Here is a 16,787-nt window from a genome sequence, read left to right on the forward strand (position 1 = left end):
GTAGGCAAGTTCTGTTAGACTTGTCGCCGAGTTGTCCCCCGGTTTGTGGGACTGCTTTACAATCACCAGATGGGGATTTAACGGATGAAACTGAAAAACACCTTGGGCTTGGCCATTGGTTCTCTTATTGCCGCTACTTCTTTCGGCGTTCTGGCACAAGGCCAAGGCGCAGTTGAAGGCGAGCTGTTCTACAAGAAGCAGTACAACGATAGCGTCAAGCACATCGAAGACGGCTTCAATCCTGGCGCTCGCATCGGTTACTTCCTGACCGACGACCTGTCCTTGAACCTGTCCTACGACAAGACCAACCACACCCGTTCGAACGACGGTACTGGTAACCAGAAGATCAAAGGCGATACCGGCAGCCTGGTTGCCCAGTATCACTTCGGTCAAGCTGGCGTAGACAGCCTGCGTCCGTACGTAGAAGGCGGTTTCGGCCACCAGAGCCGTACCAACGTTCAAGCTGACGGCCACAGCGGTCGCGACCAGACCACTTTCGCTACCGTTGGTACTGGCGTGAAGTACTACTTCACCAACAACCTGTACGCTCGTGCCGGTGTTGAAGCTGACTACGGTCTGGACAACGGCAAGTGGGACTACTCCGCACTGGTCGGCCTGGGCGTGAACTTCGGCGGTAACGCTGGCGCAGCAGCTCCAGCTCCTACCCCAGCACCAGCTCCAGAGCCAACTCCAGAGCCAGAAGCTCCAGTTGCTCAGGTTGTTCGTGTTGAGCTGGACGTTAAGTTCGACTTCGACAAGGCTGTTGTTAAGCCTAACAGCTACGGCGACGTTAAAAACCTGGCCGACTTCATGGCTCAGTACCCAGCTACCAACGTAGAAGTTGCTGGTCACACTGACTCCGTAGGTCCAGACGCTTACAACCAGAAGCTGTCCCAGCGTCGTGCTGACGCTGTTAAGCAAGTCCTGGTTAAAGACGGCGTTGCTCCAAGCCGTGTAACTGCAGTAGGTTACGGCGAATCCCGCCCAGTTGCTGACAACGCAACTGAAGCTGGTCGCGCTGTTAACCGTCGCGTAGAAGCGTCGGTTGAAGCTACCGCTCAGTAATTACTGAGTTGTAGAAAAAAGCCCGGCTTAGGCCGGGCTTTTTTTCGCCTGGGATTTGCCTCAGGCGCGGGCTGCCTCTGCCAGGCAAACAGCCTGTTCGGTGGCGGCAACGCGGCCGATCACCAGGATTGCCGGGCTCTTCAGGGCAAACGCACGGGCATCCTCATGCATATGGGACAGATCGCTGCGGCATTCCCTTTGCTGCGGCAACGATGCATTTTCAATCATCGCCACCGGCATATCCGGCGTCATCCCGCCATCCAGCAATTGCTGGCGAATTTCCTGCAGTTTCGCCACGCCCATATACACCACCAAGGTTGTCCCGCCCTCTGCCAGCGCACGCCAATTCAGGCTGCTGTCGTCCTGAGTGTGCGCCGTGACCAGGGTCACGCCACGGCTTACCCCGCGTAACGTCAACGGAACCGCGCAATTCGTAGCGCCGGCCAAGCCGGCAGTAATCCCGTTGACCAATTCCACCTCGACGCCTCGCTCACGCAACCACACTGCTTCTTCACCACCGCGGCCGAAAATGCACGGGTCGCCACCCTTGAGCCGCACCACGCATTTGCCTTGGCGCGCATAACGCAGCATCAGGCGGTGGATAAAGTCCTGTGGAGTCGAGCGACAGCCACCGCGTTTGCCCACGGTAATCACCCGCGCTTGAGCACAGTGTTCCAGCACCGCCGGGTTGACCAGATCATCGATCAGTACCACATCGGCTTCGCGCATGGCCCGAACGGCCTTGAGGGTCAACAGCTCCGGGTCACCGGGACCTGCGCCTACCAGCCAGACTTTTGCGTTCATAGGTTTTTCCTCGTCCAGGGATGACGTCAGCTGTGAAAGAGTGAGTACAACAGCACCAGGTTGATCAGCATTGAGATCAACCCCAGCGCGCGCCAGACCTTCAAGGGTTCACGCTCCAGCAACGGCCTGGGGCGGATGCTCAGTTCCTGCCGGTCAGCCTGTTCCAGCACCCGCAACCACTCTTCGGCGGTTTCATAGCGGTTTGTCGGATGGGCAGCCACGGCCCTTTCCAGGCTCAGGGGCAACCAATCCGGCAGGTCGGGGCGATAGCGGCTGGCGCTGACAGGGTGGGTAAACCTTGGCCGTTGGAAGGCTTCGATTTCACCGTAGGGGTAATGCCCGGTCAGCAGGTAATAAAGGGCGACGCCGACACTGTATAAATCCTGTTGGGCCGTAGGACGGTCGCCATTGAATGCCTCCGGTGCTATGAAGCTTGGCGTGCCCGGCAGTGCATGGGGATGGTCTTCCGACAGGCCTGGGCAGTACGCCAGGCCGAAATCCAGCACCCGCAGTTCGCCGTCGTCCCCCAGCAGGAGGTTTTCCGGCTTGATATCACGGTGCAGGATCTGCCGCCGATGCAGCATCCCCACCGCCCGCAGCAAGCGTTCGGCCATAGACTGCCATTGCGCCAGGGGCAATGGACCTTGGCGCTGGAACAGTTCAGCCAGGGTTTCACCGGAATATTCACGCATCACGTAGTACAGATGCTGGCGCCCGCTGGCGACATGCACTTCAGGAAATGCCCGCCCTGCAACCCGCCTTAAAAACCATTCCTCCGACAGCAATGCCTGGCCGGCGTCGCGATCATCGTCACGGCTCAACGGCAGGGTTTTCAGCAGCCAGGGTTGCTGCTGGGCGTCCCTTACCCGGTACAACAACGACTGTCGGCTTTGCGCCAGAACGGTCTCCACGTGCCAGCCTTCGAAGTGTTGCCCGGCTTTCAGCGGTGGTGGCAGGGGCCATTGCTGCAACTGCACCAAGGCGTCGCCGAGCGTGGCTGCACCTAGGCTGTCGATGCGCACCAGCAGTGCGCTGGCATTGTCTTGGCTGCCGGCCAGGTGTGCGGCGCTCACCAGCGTGTTGACCGCCAGATCCAGGTCCGTTTGCTCGCGTAAAATCGCGCGGATGCTCTGATCACCCAACGTCGCCCATACGCCATCACTGAGCAGCAGGAAACATTCGCCTTCGCGCAGTTGGCCGTCGAGAAAATCCAACACCAGGTGTTGATCCAGGCCGAGCGCGCGCTTGAGCACATGTTGCATGCCCGGTTGTTCCCACACGTGATCCTCGCTGATGCGCTGCAATTCGCCATCCAGCCAACGATAGGCCCGGCAATCGCCGACGTGCGCCAGGGTAAAGCGCTGGCCGCGAAACACCAGGGCGCTGAGGGTGGTCAGCAAGGGCTGACCACCGCCATTCGCCTGCAGCCAGCGATTCTGTGCCAGCAGCAAACGTTCCAGGGCCTGGGCCACGCCCCAGGTTTGCGGCGTGGCGTAGTAATCCAACGCCAGCGCCTGCAGGGTCGAGCGCGCGGCCAGACCACCGTCGGCGCACTGGCTTACGCCGTCGGCGATGGCGCACAAGTAACCTTTGCTCGCCGCCAGTTCGGCCACAGGAGTCACCACCCGCAGCGCGTCCTGGTTTTCCGCCCGTGGGCCGATGGCACTGGCTTGGGCGACGCTCAGTTGCAGGCTCATCAGACCCGCGCAGCCGTTACGGCAGCCGAGCCCCAGGTGGTCCTCCAGCGACGCTTCACGCCATGCAAGCCGAACCAGGCCAACACGCCCAGGCTGGCGAACAGCCACAGGGCCAATTGATAGCTGCCGGTGCTTTGTTTGATCGCGCCCATGCCCGCCGCCAAAGCAAAACCGCCGATACCGCCGGCCATGCCGATCAGGCCGGTCATCACGCCGATCTCGCGACGGAAACGCTGTGGTACCAGTTGGAACACCGCGCCATTCCCGGCACCCAGGCCGAGCATCGTGCAGACGAAAAGTGCCAGTGCCGCGTAGGAACTCGGTAGGTTGAAACCCACCGCCGCGATACAAATCGCCGCCACGCTGTACATGCCCAACAGGGTACGAATCCCGCCGAAACGGTCCGCCAAGGCGCCACCCAGGGGGCGCATCAGGCTGCCGCCGAACACGCAGGCGGCGGTGTAGTAACCGGCGGTCACCGGGCTCAGGCCGTACTGGTCGTTGAAGTAGCCGGGCAGGGCGCTGGCCAGGCCGATAAACCCGCCAAAGGTCACGCTGTAGAAAAACATGAACCACCAGCTGTCACGGTCGCCCAGGGCCTTGAAGTAGTCAGCCATGGATTTGGCTTTCGGGCGTTCAGGGGCGTTGCGCGCCAGCCAGGCAAAGACAATCAGGGTCAGCACCAGTGGAATCACGGCAAAGCCGAAGACGTTGTTCCAGCCAAAAGCGGCCGCCAGCACAGGCGCCAACAATGCGGCGAATACAGTGCCGGAGTTGCCCGCGCCGGCGATGCCCATGGCCTTGCCCTGGTGTTCTGCCGGGTACCATTGGGAGGCCAGTGGCAGTGCGACGGCAAACGATGCGCCGGCCATGCCGAGGAACACGCCCAACAGCAAGGCTTGCTCGTAACTGTGGATTCCCAGCTTCCAGGCGACGAACAGGGCGCAGATCACAATCACCTGGCCAATCAGCCCCGCGGTCTTCGGCGACAGCTTGTCAGCCAGCATCCCCATCAGAAAGCGCAAAATCGCACCGGCGAGGATGGGCGTTGCGACCATCAGGCCGCGCTGTTGAGTGGTCAAGTGCAAGTCGGCGGCAATTTGTATCGCCAGTGGGCCCAGCAGGTACCAGACCATGAAGCTCAGGTCGAAATACAGGAACGCGGCAAACAGGGTCGGGGTGTGCCCGGATTTCCAGAAGCTTGATTTCATCACGCACCTCAACGGTTGGGAGTCTTGTAAGAAGGCCTGGTGATGGAACAGCCGGTTAAGGCCGCCCCACCGGCCCCTTTAGCGGGGGCCAAAACGAAAAAACGCCGCCACCGGGTTCGCGAGGGCAAACCGGGTGTGCGACGTCTTTGTCGTGGAGGGGCAACCGCCGTTGGCTACCTGTGATGTTTACTTAGCAAGAGCTGCGCCACATCAGCCGAGCAACTCACTCATGGCGATAATCTGCTCCGCCACCTGGATCAGTTTCTGCTGGCGACTCATGGCCTGCCGGCGCATCAAGGTGTAGGCCTCTTCCTCATTGCATTCCTTCATTTTCATCAGCATGCCCTTGGCCAGCTCGATGCGCTTGCGTTCGGCCAGTTGCTGGTCTCGAGCGTGAAGCTGAGCGCGCAAGGCCTGGTCGCTTTCGAAGCGCGCCATGGCCACATCGAGGATCGGCTGCAGGCGCTCGGCCTGGATGCCTTCGACGATATAAGCGCTGACACCGGATTTGATAGCCTGGCGCATCACGCTTGGGTCGTGTTCGTCGGTGAACATCACAATCGGCCGGGGTTGGTCGCGGCTGACCAATACCACTTGCTCCATCACATCACGGCCCGGTGACTCGGTATCGATCAGGATCACGTCCGGGCGCACTGTTTCGACGCGTGCGGGCAGGTCGATGGTCAAGCCGGACTCGTCGATGACTTCAAAACCGGCCTCGATCAGCGCCGTCCTAAGTCGGCCGACTTTGCGCGGTGTGTCGTTGATCAACAGGATTCGCAGCATGGAAGTCCTCCTGTCAGCGCAAGGCTTGGCGGTGGGTGGTGTTGGCCAGGGCATGCAGGCGGAAGCTGCGGGCATAGCCGGCGGGGTCGGAACCGTCCCAGATTTTGCCGTCGATCAGTTGGCTGCTGCGCATGTCCTGGTCTTTCGCCGTGATACCCAGCGCGTCGGCCGCCTGGCGAAACAGCGGCAACTGCTGCACTTGGCGCGCAACGCCGAGATAGTCCGGGTCTTCACGCAGCAGGCCCCAGCGCCGAAACTGGGTCATGAACCACATGCCGTCAGAGAGGTAGGGCAGGTTCACCTCGCCATCAGCAAAAAAGCGCAAGGCGTGGGGATCCTGCCACCGGTTGCCCAGGCCATCGTCGTAGGCGCCGAGCAGGCGCGGTTCGATGCAGTCGAGTGGGGCGTCGAGGTACTCGCGGCCACTGAGCAGTTGCGCGGTGGAACGGCGGTTTTCGGTGCTTTCTTCGATAAATCGACTGGCCTCCAGGATCGCCATTACCAGTACGCGCGCGGTGTTGGGGTACTGGTCGACAAACGCCTGGGTACAGCCGAGCACCTTTTCTGGATGATCCGGCCAGATCGCCTGGGTTGTTGCCAGGGTAAACCCTTGGTTTTGCTTGACCGCACTGGCGCACCAGGGTTCGCCGACGCAAAAACCATCGATGCGTCCGGCGTGCAGGTGCGCAACCATTTGCGGTGGCGGGACCACCACGCTGTCCACATCCCGCAAGGGATGAATGCCTTGGCTCGCCAGCCAGTAATACAACCACATGGCGTGGGTGCCTGTGGGAAAGGTCTGAGCAAAGGTCAGTTTTGTTCGGCTTTGGTGCACATGGCGTTCCAGTGCCTCAGGAGTGATCACCCCTTGTTGCTGCAACCCGTGGGACAGGTTGATGCTCTGGCCGTTCTGGTTAAGCCCCATCAGTACCGCCATGTCGGTGGACGCTACGCCGCCGATGCCCAGGTGCACGGCATAAATCAGCCCGTACAGGCTGTGGGCGGCGTCCAGTTCGCCGCTGACCAGTTTGTCGCGCAGGTTGGCCCAGGACGATTGGCGCTTGAGGTTCAGGGTCAGGCCATAGGGTTGAGCGAAGCCCTGGGTGGCCGCTACCACTATTGATGCGCAGTCGCTCAAAGCCATGAAGCCCAGGTCGATGCTGCTCTTTTCCGGGGCATCACTGCCGTTGACCCACGCCAGTGGGTCGTTCATCGGGCTGTTGCCAACAGAATCGTTCATCAATACCTACCTTTTCTTTCAAAAAAAAGCGTCGTTCCCTCAGATGGCGATGTAAGCCAGTGCGGGTAACGACGCCTTTGTCCGTAAGCTCGCTCCGCCGTTGGCGCGTGCTCTGATACAGAGTGCATAGCAAGGCACATGCCACGGGGGTGAGGCCCGGGCAGCCGTCAACTTTCCATCAAGATTGAAATCGGGCGGCCTTTCAGTATGGCCGCATTCTTAATGCCAGACCGCCCAGGAAACCCCACGGTGTACGCCGACTTCCTTGCAACGATGCCCCGCCGCTGGCTGTTTTTTACTGCGCTGCTTGCCGTGCTGGTGTCCGAAAGTGCGGTTGCCTGGGCCGGGCTTTACCAGGCGCAGGATGAAAGCCTGCATACCGTGTTTACCGCACTGTCGGAGCCATTGGGCTTGCCCATCGTTGTCAGCCGTGAGGTGGCACGCAAACGCCTCAGCGCAGCGCTGGATTTCGATGCACCGCAACAGGCCCTGGAGACGCTTGCGTTGCAACAAGGATTGATCTGGTACAGCGACGGGCAAGCGCTGTATGTCTATGACGCGGGCGAGGCTAAAAGCTCTGCGGTGACCTTGCGGCATATTTCCGTCGACAGGCTGCGTAGCCTCATGCGCCGCTCGGGCCTGGATGAGTCGCGCTATCCGTTGCGTGAAAGTACCGGCCGAACATTCTATGTGTCCGGCCCACCGAATTATGTCGACCAGGTGCTGCGCCTGGCCCAGTTGATGGACCGTCAAAGGGCTGAGTTACGGGTGGGGGCACAGGCCTTTGGCGTCGTGCAAGTGCTCAACACCGATGTGGCGAACCATCAGTACGGCACAAGCGACAGCCCGGTCACCGTCCCGGGGATGGCGTCGATGATCGAGACCCTGCTGGCCAGCGAGCACAAGGGGTTGCTGTCCGACAAGAGCCTTGGCGTTATTGCCTACCCGGATAGCAACAGCCTGCTTATCAAGGGTAAGCCAGCACAGGTGAGTTTCATCCAGAAACTGGTAGCGGAACTCGACGTACCCAAGCGCGCGATCGAGGTCTCGCTGTGGTGGGTGGATGTGGAGCGCGACGAACTGAAGACGCTGGGCTTGGATTGGGATACGCAAAGCAAGGCTTCGACATCGCGCGTGTTAGCGCCGTTGGACGATAGCCACCTGATGGTGCAGATCAGCGCATTGGAGCGTCGTCGGCGCGCGAAGGTAACAACACTGCCGGTGATTCTCACCCAGGAGAACGTGCCGGCGGTTTTTCAGGACAACCACACGTTCTATCTGCCACCTCCCGAAAACGACAAAACCGGCTGGACACCAGTGCGTTACGGCACCCAAGTCAGTGTCTTGCCGCGCTTTGCCGAGGCCAACCAGATCGAGATGCGCGTTGAGGTCGACGAGGGTCGCCAGATGACCGAGCCGGGACGGCGTGAAAAAAACACAGCGGTGGGACGAGTGGGCGTCAACAGTGTGGTGCGTGTGCCCCAAGGCAGACGCCTATGGCTGGGCGCGTTTCAAAGGGAGTCAGAAGGACGGGGGGCTGGTCGCCCGGCACTAGTGCGCCTATTTGTGATCCAGGCCAGAGCGGTGGGCGGCGCGTTGAAGGGGCCGGACGAGGGCGTAGGGCCACCACCCTTGACCGCCGCGCAATATGAGCGCGTTCAACGTGCTTTTGTGCGGCCGGGGCGCGATGTTTCACCGTAAACAAGGTGGTAACCCATGCATCTGGAAATTCTTCTACAGGAACAGCTGATCAGCCGCAGGCGCCTGGCAGCCTTCGCGCCCGGAAAGATATTGCCATTGACGCAGCAGATAACCCACTGCGTGGAAGTTCGGGTGAATGGGCAATTACTCGCCTTGGGCGAACTGGTGCAGTTGGAGGACAGGCTAGGGGTTGAGTTGCATGAGGTGTATCAGGCGTGGCTGCCTGGAGGCGGCGGATAGCGAAAGGTCTTACAGAGCAGTATCGAAAACCGCTGGATGAATGGGCTTTTTCCTAGCGTGAGTCGGGAGGCAGGTTTTTATAGTCGTGACCTAGGTACATGAGCCAGTGATGCAAATGAGGACTTCAATGTCAGTAGTCGGATGCCGAGGTAATGATGGCCGTCATGGATGATGCAGGGACGACGACTTCCCTGGTTTTTTCGCGCTGGACCTTGCATGACGACGGTCGCCTGACCGGCGAGGGTTCGGATGTTCAGTTACCGCCCAAGGAATGGCAGGTGTTGCGACTGCTACTGGCATCCGGTGGCGCGTTGATGACCAAGGATCGCTTGCTGGAGCTGGCCTGGCCGCAGGGGGAGGTGGCCGAGGAGTCGTTGACGCGCTGCATTTACTCACTGCGCAAGTACCTTGGCGTCGACAAGGGGTTTATCAAGACGATCTACGGTCAAGGGTACCGCTTTACTTGCCCGGTCACCGCCGAGGAGCATGTGCCGGGCTGCATGAGACATGTGTGCTCGGCCTGCGGCCAAGTCAGCCCTGGTTCGATAAACCGTGGCTAGGTTCTGGAGCAAAGGCTTGGTGTTGAGCCTGATGATGACCAGTCATCAAGCCTTGGCCTATTGCTGGGAGGAGGCCGCCAGGCACTACGATATCGAACCCGAGTTGCTGCAAGCGATCGCCGTCGTGGAGTCAGGTAATCGGGCACAAGCGATGAATCTTGCAAACCGTAATGGCACTCGGGACATCGGCCTGATGCAGATCAACAGCATCCATTTGCCTCGCCTTCTCGAGCAGGGTATTACTGAGGAGCGTCTGATCAACGAGCCCTGTCTGTCGATTGAGGTGGGCGCTTCGATTCTCGCCGAGTTCATCCAGCGCTTTGGCTACAACTGGACAGCGGTAGGTTCCTACAACGTTGGGACGGGCTCCGGGCCCGAGCGTGAGGCGTTGCGCATGCGGTATGCGCAGAAAATCTGGGCGTATTACGAGCAGTTGGTCGCGCATCGCTACTGACGATTGAGGTTCACGCCTCGCGCGCTCCCTGCCTCCCCGGCTATAATCGCCGCCACCTTTCGCCGCCATCCGAGTCTAGCCCGCCCATGTATACCCTGGCCCGCCAGCTGTTGTTCAAACTCTCCCCGGAAACTTCACACGATCTGTCCCTGGACCTGATCGGTGCCGGTGGTCGCCTGGGGCTCAATGGCCTGGTATGCAAGGCGCCGGCAAAAATGCCGGTATCGGTGATGGGGCTTGATTTCCCCAATCCGGTCGGGCTGGCGGCTGGCCTGGATAAAAACGGTGCGGCCATTGATGGTTTTGCTCAGTTGGGTTTCGGTTTTGTCGAAATCGGCACCGTGACCCCAAGGCCGCAACCGGGTAACCCCAAGCCGCGTATCTTCCGCCTGCCGGAAGCCGAGGCGATCATCAACCGCATGGGCTTTAACAACCTGGGGGTTGATCATCTGCTGTCGCGGGTTCAAGCGGCGAAGTACAAAGGCATCCTGGGCATCAATATCGGCAAGAACTTCGATACCCCGGTTGAACGTGCCGTGGATGACTACCTGATCTGCCTGGACAAGGTCTACGCCCACGCCAGCTACGTCACGGTCAACGTCAGCTCGCCCAACACCCCGGGCCTGCGTAGCCTGCAGTTCGGCGACTCCCTCAAGCAACTGCTCGAAGCCTTGCGTCAGCGCCAGGAAGACCTGGCTGTGCGCCATGGCAAGCGCGTGCCGTTGGCGATCAAGATTGCCCCGGACATGAGCGACGAGGAAACCGTGCTGGTCGCCCAGGCCCTGGTGGACTCAGGCATGGACGCGGTGATCGCGACCAACACCACCCTCAGCCGCGTAGGCGTCGAAGGCCTGGCCCATGGCGATGAAGCGGGTGGCCTGTCGGGTGCCCCGGTGCGCGAGCAGAGCACGCATATCGTCAAGGTGCTGGCTGCCGAATTGGCGGGGCGTTTGCCGATTATCGCCGCCGGTGGCATCACCGAAGGCAAGCACGCAGCCGAGAAGATCGCCGCGGGTGCCAGCCTGGTGCAGCTCTACTCCGGCTTCATCTATAAAGGCCCGGCGCTGATCCGCCAGTCGGTGGATGCAATCGCTGCACTGCGATAGCTAAAGGTATCTACACAACCTTGTAGTGAGCGGGCTTGCCCCGCGCTGGGCTGCGAAGCGGCCCCAAACCAGGCGACCTGGGTTTATCCTGAAACTCGGAGGTGTCTTTGTTGGGGCAGCTTCGCAGCCCAGCGCGGGGCAAGCCCGCTCACTACAAAAAGATTTTTCAGCCTTACGAATCGTCGCCATAAAGGTACAGGCGACTCAGGCCCTTATGCGCCAGCCAATAAAAAGGGCTCCTTGAAGGAGCCCCCTGGGCCGAAGCCCGCCGCCCGGATAGGACGTGCGTGGTTAAGTCGTTACACATTCAAAGGTGTGATGTCGGAATTAATTGCCCTTGATTAGCCGACGGCGTGAAGTTCGTTGAGTCTGTGGATTCCCGCAGTGCCAGTCATACCGTCCCAGTTGTCGCCGCGTCCTTCTCGCCAGCCGTTAATCCAGGCTTGGCGTACCGACGGTAGAGTAAATGGGCAAAGCTCACGGGATTTGCCATGAACGCCATATTGATATCCGCGTAAAAATGCTCTTTCCAACGGATCACGCTTAAGTCTTCTCATAGGGTGTTTCCCTCACTTGTTGACTGTCTTGATATCCTTCGGCCTCGTCTGGGGCCGGGCAGAGTTTTTCTGCCGTTGGTGGGCTCGCTGCCGGCGTGGCGAGCCTATGTGTCGGCGTCGTTACGGCGCCAACCTGTGTTGAGTTCTAACCAATAGGTCACATGGATTCAATGATCGTTTTGTCATAAGCACGTAACGATAACGATGCTATAGCCATAAGCTGGGCTGGCTTTTCGCCCCATTTATCCGGCAAACCCAGCTATGATGTGCCCTGCAAAGAGGATGGGTTGAATCCTTTAGTGAGAATGCCCGTCCGTTGCGGTCGGTTATTATTCGACGAAAGGGCGGAATATTTCTTTTTGTTACGCGTTTTGTTGTTAAACAGTTCTCTCTGCCTCGTCGATGAGGGCCCAAGGGCCCGGCAGACGGGGTGGGACGGCACATTCGTGCCACGCGAGCACTCTTCAAGAAAAGTGCTTGATTGAAAACCGAGCCGGCGATGCGTCGCCCGTTCATTTATTGCTGAAAAGCCTGGAATGCCCCATGTCGGACCGTTTTGAACTCTTCCTCACCTGCCCCAAGGGCCTCGAAGGCCTGCTGATCGAGGAAGCCGTCGGGCTTGGCCTTGAGGAAGCCCGCGAGCACACCTCGGCCGTGCGCGGCATGGCCGACATGGAAACCGCCTACCGCCTGTGCCTCTGGTCGCGCCTGGCCAACCGCGTGCTGCTGGTACTCAAGCGCTTCCCGATGAAGGACGCCGAAGACCTCTACCATGGCGTGCTGGATATCGAGTGGGCCGACCACATGGTCTCCGATGGCACACTTGCTGTTGAATTCAGCGGCCATGGTTCGGGCATCGACAACACTCACTTCGGCGCACTGAAGGTCAAGGATGCGATTGTCGACAAGCTGCGCACCCCCACCGGCGAACGCCCGTCCATCGACAAGATCAACCCGGACCTGCGCATCCACCTGCGCCTGGACCGCGGCGAAGCGATCCTGTCCCTCGACCTTTCCGGCCACAGCTTGCACCAGCGTGGCTACCGTCTGCAGCAGGGCGCGGCACCGCTGAAAGAAAACCTGGCGGCCGCGATCCTGATCCGTGCCGGCTGGCCGCGCATTGCGGCTGAAGGCGGCGCGCTGAGCGACCCAATGTGCGGCGTGGGTACCTTCCTGGTGGAGGGCGCGATGATCGCTGCCGACATGGCGCCCAACCTGAATCGCGAACTGTGGGGTTTCACCACCTGGTTGGGTCACGTCCCGGCATTGTGGAAAAAACTGCACACCGAGGCCACCGAACGTGCCGCCGTCGGCATGAACAAGCCGCCGCTGTGGATTCGCGGCTACGAAGCCGACCCACGTCTGATCCAGCCCGCGCGCAATAACATCGAGCGTGCCGGCCTCAGCCACTGGATCAAGGTGTACCAGGGCGAAGTCGGCACCTTCGAGCCGCGCCCGGACCAGAACCAGAAAGGCCTGGTCATCTGCAACCCGCCGTACGGCGAGCGTTTGGGTGACGAAGCCAGCCTGTTGTACCTCTACCAGAACCTTGGCGAGCGTCTGCGCCAAGCGTGCATGGGCTGGGAAGCGGCGGTATTCACTGGCGCGCCGGACCTGGGCAAGCGCATGGGTATCCGTAGCCACAAGCAGTACTCGTTCTGGAACGGCGCCCTGCCGTGCAAATTGTTGCTGATCAAGGTCAACCCGGACCAGTTCGTCACCGGTGAGCGTCGCACCCCGGAACAGCGCTTGGCCGAACGTGAGCAAGCCGCTTACGATCAAGCCCCGGCTGAGCCGCAAGAGCGTCAGTACAACAAGAACGGCAACCCGATCAAACCCGCTCCGGCGCCTGTGGTTGAGCAGCCGCGCCTGAGTGAAGGCGGGCAGATGTTCGCCAACCGCCTGCAGAAGAACCTCAAGCTGCTGGGCAAGTGGGCCAAGCGCGAAGGCGTGGATTGCTACCGGGTGTACGACGCCGACATGCCGGAATACTCCATGGCCATCGACCTGTATCACGATTGGGTCCACGTGCAGGAATATGTCGCACCGAAGTCCATCGACCCGGAAAAAGCCTCCGCGCGCATGTTCGATGCCCTGGCTGCGATTCCCCAGGCCCTGAACATCGACAAGAGCCGCGTGGTGGTCAAGCGCCGCGAGCGTCAGAGCGGCACCAAGCAGTACGAGCGTCAGAGCGCCCAAGGCAAGTTCACCGAAGTCAGTGAAGGCGGCGTGAAGTTGCTGGTCAACCTCACCGATTACCTGGACACCGGCCTGTTTCTCGACCACCGTCCGATGCGCATGCGCATCCAGAAAGAAGCCGCCGGCAAGCGCTTCCTCAATTTGTATTGCTACACCGCTACCGCCAGTGTGCACGCGGCCAAGGGCGGTGCGCGCAGCACCACCAGTGTCGACCTGTCCAAGACCTACCTGGACTGGGCGCGTCGCAACTTCTCGCTCAACGGTTTCTCCGACAAGAACCGCCTGGAGCAGGGTGATGTGATGGCGTGGCTGGAAGCCAGCCGCGATGAGTTCGACATGATCTTCATCGACCCGCCGACCTTCTCCAACTCCAAGCGCATGGAAGGCATCTTCGACGTACAGCGTGACCACGTGCAATTGCTCGACTTGGCCATGGCACGCCTGGCACCGGGCGGCGTGCTGTACTTCTCGAACAACTTCCGCAAGTTTGCGTTGGAGGACAACCTCAGCGAACGCTATGCGGTCGAGGAGATCAGTGACAAGACCATCGACCCGGATTTCGCACGTAATGCGAAGATCCACCGGGCGTGGAAAATCACTGCTCGCTGATCGCCGCCACTAAAAAGCCGCAAGCCTGGATTATTCCGGGCTTGCGGCTTTTTTACGCTGGTCAAACTCAAGGTCGATGGCTATAACTTAAGGTCCAGCCAAAGTGACACCCCCGCACGCTGGCGCTGTGAGTGTTGCCTATGTCGCTGCAAGCTGTTCGCCCGAAAATCCTAGGCTTTATCAATGAGCAGGCGTCGGCTTGGCTGGTGGCATTGGTGGTGTTACTGGCGGGATTTGCCTTGACGGCCATTGTTGCCTGGGCAGCCTCCGACCTCTATCAGCAGCAACTGCGCCAGCGCTTTCAATTGCTGGTTAATGAACGCTATACCCGCCTGCAGGAACGTTTCGAAGACCAGGAGCAGCGGCTGAACAGCCTGCGGCGTTTCTTTGTCAATTCCGATGATGTGTCCCACGAAGAATTCGACGGTTTTGCCCAGCCCTTGTTGTTGCGCACCCTCGCATACTCCTGGGCGCCCCGGGTGTATCGCGAACAACGCAGCCAGTTTGAGCAAAACGTGTCCGAGCGGGGAGGCGTGCCCTTTGTTATCCGTGAGTTGAATTCGGCGGGTGAGCTGGCCCCTGCGACCGAGCGCGATGAATACGTGCCAATGTTGTACAGCCAGACCCAAAACCCGATGGGTGCACCACTCGGCTTTGATCTGCTGGCCCAGCCCCTGCGGCGTTCAGCCCTTGAGCGTGCGCAAAAGACCGGCAAGCTGGCGGTGTCCCAGCCCATGCAATGGGTGGGCGTAGAACCGGCCTATGCCACTGGAGTGTTACTGGTCGCGCCGGTGAGCCACTTGCCCCTCTCCGGACAATCCCAGAACGAGCCCTACGGCTATGTGATGGCGGTGATCAGCATTCGCCAGCTGGTGGCCGACGGTTTGCCCAAGCCTGACCGGGATAACCTGATGATGCAGATAGTCGACACCTCCGACCTGCACATGCGCGTGCTTTTCGAGTCCGGCACGTTCGGGGCCAGCAAAAACGACCTTGTCGGCACGCGCCGCCTGACGCTGGGCGATCACGTCTACGCCCTGAACCTGCGTCCGAGCCAGGTATTCGAACAGGCCAACCACTCTTCGTTGTCCGCGATTCTGACCATGGGGGGCCTGCTCAGCCTGTTGCTCAGTGCCTTGCTCTATGTACTGGTGAGCCAACGCCAACGCGCGTTGAAACTGGTGGAGCAACGTACCGTGCAACTGCGTATGCGCGAGCAGGAGTTACGCGCGGCTCATGGCCAGTTGCGCAGCGTGCTCAATGCGGCCACGCAGGTCGCAATCATTGCCACCGACCTGCGCGGCGTCATCAACACCTTCAACGCCGGTGCGGAGCAGATGCTGGGGTTCGAGGCCGAGCAAGTGGTGGGCACACACACCCTGGAAAGCCTGCACCTGGCGGTGGAACTGGAGGCGCGTTCCGCCACTTTGAGTGTGGCCTTGGGCAAGCGTATTCCCGCGAGCCAGGCGATGTTGGTGGAAAGCCCGGACAACCTGCACGAAGCCCGCGAATGGACCTTGGTCCGCGAAGACGGCAGCCAGTTGACCGTAAACATGCTGGCCACCGTGCTGCTGGACGACCATGGTTTGTGGATCGGCCACCTGGCGATTTACCTGGACATTACCGAGCAAAAGCGTGCCTACGAGGCATTGGCGGCGCGGGACCGCCTGCTCAAGAAACTCAGCGCCCATGTCCCCGGCGGCATCTTCCAGTTCACCCTGGAGCCCCAGAACAACTGGAAATTCATCTACGCCAGTGATGGCATGCGCGACATCTATGAAATCGAGCCCGGCGTATTGCAGCAAGACGCGAAGAGGGTCTTTGAGCGTATCCATCCGCAGGATGTGGAACGGGTGCGCGCATCGATCCGCTTGTCCGCGTTGCAGTTGAGCCATTGGCGCGAAGAGTACCGGGTGCAGTTGCCACAACGCGGCCTGCGCTGGATTCGTGGGGAGGCCACCCCGGAAGAGTTACCGGGAGGCGGCACGCTGTGGCATGGCTATGTGTCGGATATTTCCGACTTGAAGCGGGTGGAAGAGGAGCTACGCGCGCTTTCCATCACTGACTCCCTGACCGGGATTCATAACCGCCGCTATTTTCAGGATCGCCTGAGGGCCGAGATGGTGAAGCTCAACCGCACCTCGGGGGCACTGTCGGTGATCATGCTGGATATCGATCACTTCAAGCGCATCAACGACAGGCATGGGCATGCCGTCGGCGATGGGGTATTGCAGGAGTTGTGCAAACGCATCAGCCAGCGCCTGCGCCGCACTGATGTGTTCTGTCGCCTGGGAGGCGAGGAATTCATGGTGCTGTGCCCCCATACCGATGGCGAGCAGGCCTACAGCCTGGCCATAGAGTTGTGGAAGTCACTGCGCAGCGCACCGATGGAGCCGGTCGGCACTGTCACCGCCAGCTTTGGCGTGGCCAGCTGGCGGGTGGATGAAGGTGTCGACGGGTTGCTGCTGCGCGCCGACTCAGCGGTGTACGTGGCCAAGCAGGCGGGCCGCGACCGCGTCGAGGCGGAACGGCTTCGGGCTTGATTAACAGGGTCTTCT

The 16,787-nt window shown here is 60.4% G+C and carries 14 protein-coding genes; 8 read left to right on the plus strand and 6 right to left on the minus strand.

Annotated elements, in window-relative coordinates:
• Positions 1-84: 84 nt before the first annotated feature.
• Entirely contained in the window at positions 85-1,065 is a 981-nt protein-coding gene (locus tag JBO08_RS15595; protein WP_065873888.1) for an OmpA family protein, read from the plus strand.
• A 60-nt stretch (positions 1,066-1,125) separates the two neighbouring features.
• Here JBO08_RS15595 and cobA read toward each other — a convergent pair whose 3' ends face one another.
• The 5 genes from cobA to JBO08_RS15620 form a co-directional block, all read right to left on the minus strand.
• The gene (gene cobA / locus JBO08_RS15600; RefSeq protein ID WP_220074812.1) at positions 1,126-1,869 is read right to left on the minus strand and encodes a uroporphyrinogen-III C-methyltransferase; all 744 of its coding nucleotides are present in this window, start codon (positions 1,867-1,869) and stop codon (positions 1,126-1,128) included.
• A gap of 26 nt (positions 1,870-1,895) precedes the next feature.
• A complete protein-coding gene (locus JBO08_RS15605; RefSeq protein ID WP_065909219.1) occupies positions 1,896-3,566 on the minus strand; it encodes a bifunctional protein-serine/threonine kinase/phosphatase in 1,671 nt (556 codons plus the stop codon).
• Entirely contained in the window at positions 3,566-4,777 is a 1,212-nt protein-coding gene (locus JBO08_RS15610) for a NarK/NasA family nitrate transporter (protein ID WP_065873885.1), read from the minus strand. The genes JBO08_RS15605 and JBO08_RS15610 overlap by 1 nt, the downstream gene beginning before the upstream one ends.
• 210 nt (positions 4,778-4,987) lie before the next feature.
• Positions 4,988-5,563: an ANTAR domain-containing response regulator gene (locus tag JBO08_RS15615; protein ID WP_065873884.1), complete on the minus strand. Its 576-nt coding sequence runs from the start codon at positions 5,561-5,563 to the stop codon at positions 4,988-4,990.
• Positions 5,564-5,576: 13 nt separating this feature from the next.
• Entirely contained in the window at positions 5,577-6,803 is a 1,227-nt protein-coding gene (locus JBO08_RS15620) for a CmpA/NrtA family ABC transporter substrate-binding protein (RefSeq protein WP_065909217.1), read from the minus strand.
• A 273-nt stretch (positions 6,804-7,076) separates the two neighbouring features.
• Here JBO08_RS15620 and sctC point away from each other — a divergent pair, with 273 nt between their 5' ends.
• The 5 genes from sctC to JBO08_RS15645 all read left to right on the plus strand — a co-directional run bounded on the left by sctC (position 7,077) and on the right by JBO08_RS15645 (position 10,864).
• On the plus strand, positions 7,077-8,504 hold the full coding sequence (gene sctC / locus JBO08_RS15625) for a type III secretion system outer membrane ring subunit SctC (RefSeq protein ID WP_065889816.1): 1,428 nt from the start codon (positions 7,077-7,079) through the stop codon (positions 8,502-8,504).
• Between the two features lie 15 nt (positions 8,505-8,519).
• Positions 8,520-8,744: a FliM/FliN family flagellar motor switch protein gene (locus tag JBO08_RS15630; protein ID WP_065873881.1), complete on the plus strand. Its 225-nt coding sequence runs from the start codon at positions 8,520-8,522 to the stop codon at positions 8,742-8,744.
• 155 nt (positions 8,745-8,899) lie between these two features.
• Positions 8,900-9,304, plus strand: a complete 405-nt coding sequence (locus JBO08_RS15635; RefSeq protein ID WP_083214629.1) for a winged helix-turn-helix domain-containing protein — start codon at positions 8,900-8,902, stop codon at positions 9,302-9,304.
• Complete coding sequence (locus JBO08_RS15640; RefSeq protein WP_220074811.1) at positions 9,297-9,758, plus strand: transglycosylase SLT domain-containing protein; 462 nt, start codon at positions 9,297-9,299, stop codon at positions 9,756-9,758. The genes JBO08_RS15635 and JBO08_RS15640 overlap by 8 nt, the downstream gene beginning before the upstream one ends.
• 86 nt (positions 9,759-9,844) lie before the next feature.
• On the plus strand, positions 9,845-10,864 hold the full coding sequence (locus JBO08_RS15645) for a quinone-dependent dihydroorotate dehydrogenase (RefSeq protein WP_021491531.1): 1,020 nt from the start codon (positions 9,845-9,847) through the stop codon (positions 10,862-10,864).
• A 341-nt stretch (positions 10,865-11,205) separates the two neighbouring features.
• On the opposite strand, the gene rmf is transcribed toward JBO08_RS15645, so the two are convergent.
• Positions 11,206-11,421, minus strand: coding sequence for a ribosome modulation factor (rmf, locus tag JBO08_RS15650; RefSeq protein WP_002553055.1), 216 nt, complete (start codon positions 11,419-11,421; stop codon positions 11,206-11,208).
• Positions 11,422-11,964: 543 nt separating this feature from the next.
• On the opposite strand from rmf, the gene rlmKL reads away from it, so the two are divergent.
• Both rlmKL and JBO08_RS15660 read left to right on the plus strand, forming a co-directional pair.
• Positions 11,965-14,229, plus strand: coding sequence for a bifunctional 23S rRNA (guanine(2069)-N(7))-methyltransferase RlmK/23S rRNA (guanine(2445)-N(2))-methyltransferase RlmL (gene rlmKL, locus JBO08_RS15655; protein WP_065881259.1), 2,265 nt, complete (start codon positions 11,965-11,967; stop codon positions 14,227-14,229).
• Between the two features lie 140 nt (positions 14,230-14,369).
• The gene (locus JBO08_RS15660) at positions 14,370-16,772 is read left to right on the plus strand and encodes a diguanylate cyclase (protein WP_065873877.1); all 2,403 of its coding nucleotides are present in this window, start codon (positions 14,370-14,372) and stop codon (positions 16,770-16,772) included.
• The last annotated feature ends 15 nt before the right edge of the window (positions 16,773-16,787 follow it).

Source organism: Pseudomonas sp. LAP_36, assembly GCF_019456785.1.
Lineage (GTDB): Bacteria > Pseudomonadota > Gammaproteobacteria > Pseudomonadales > Pseudomonadaceae > Aquipseudomonas > Aquipseudomonas tritici.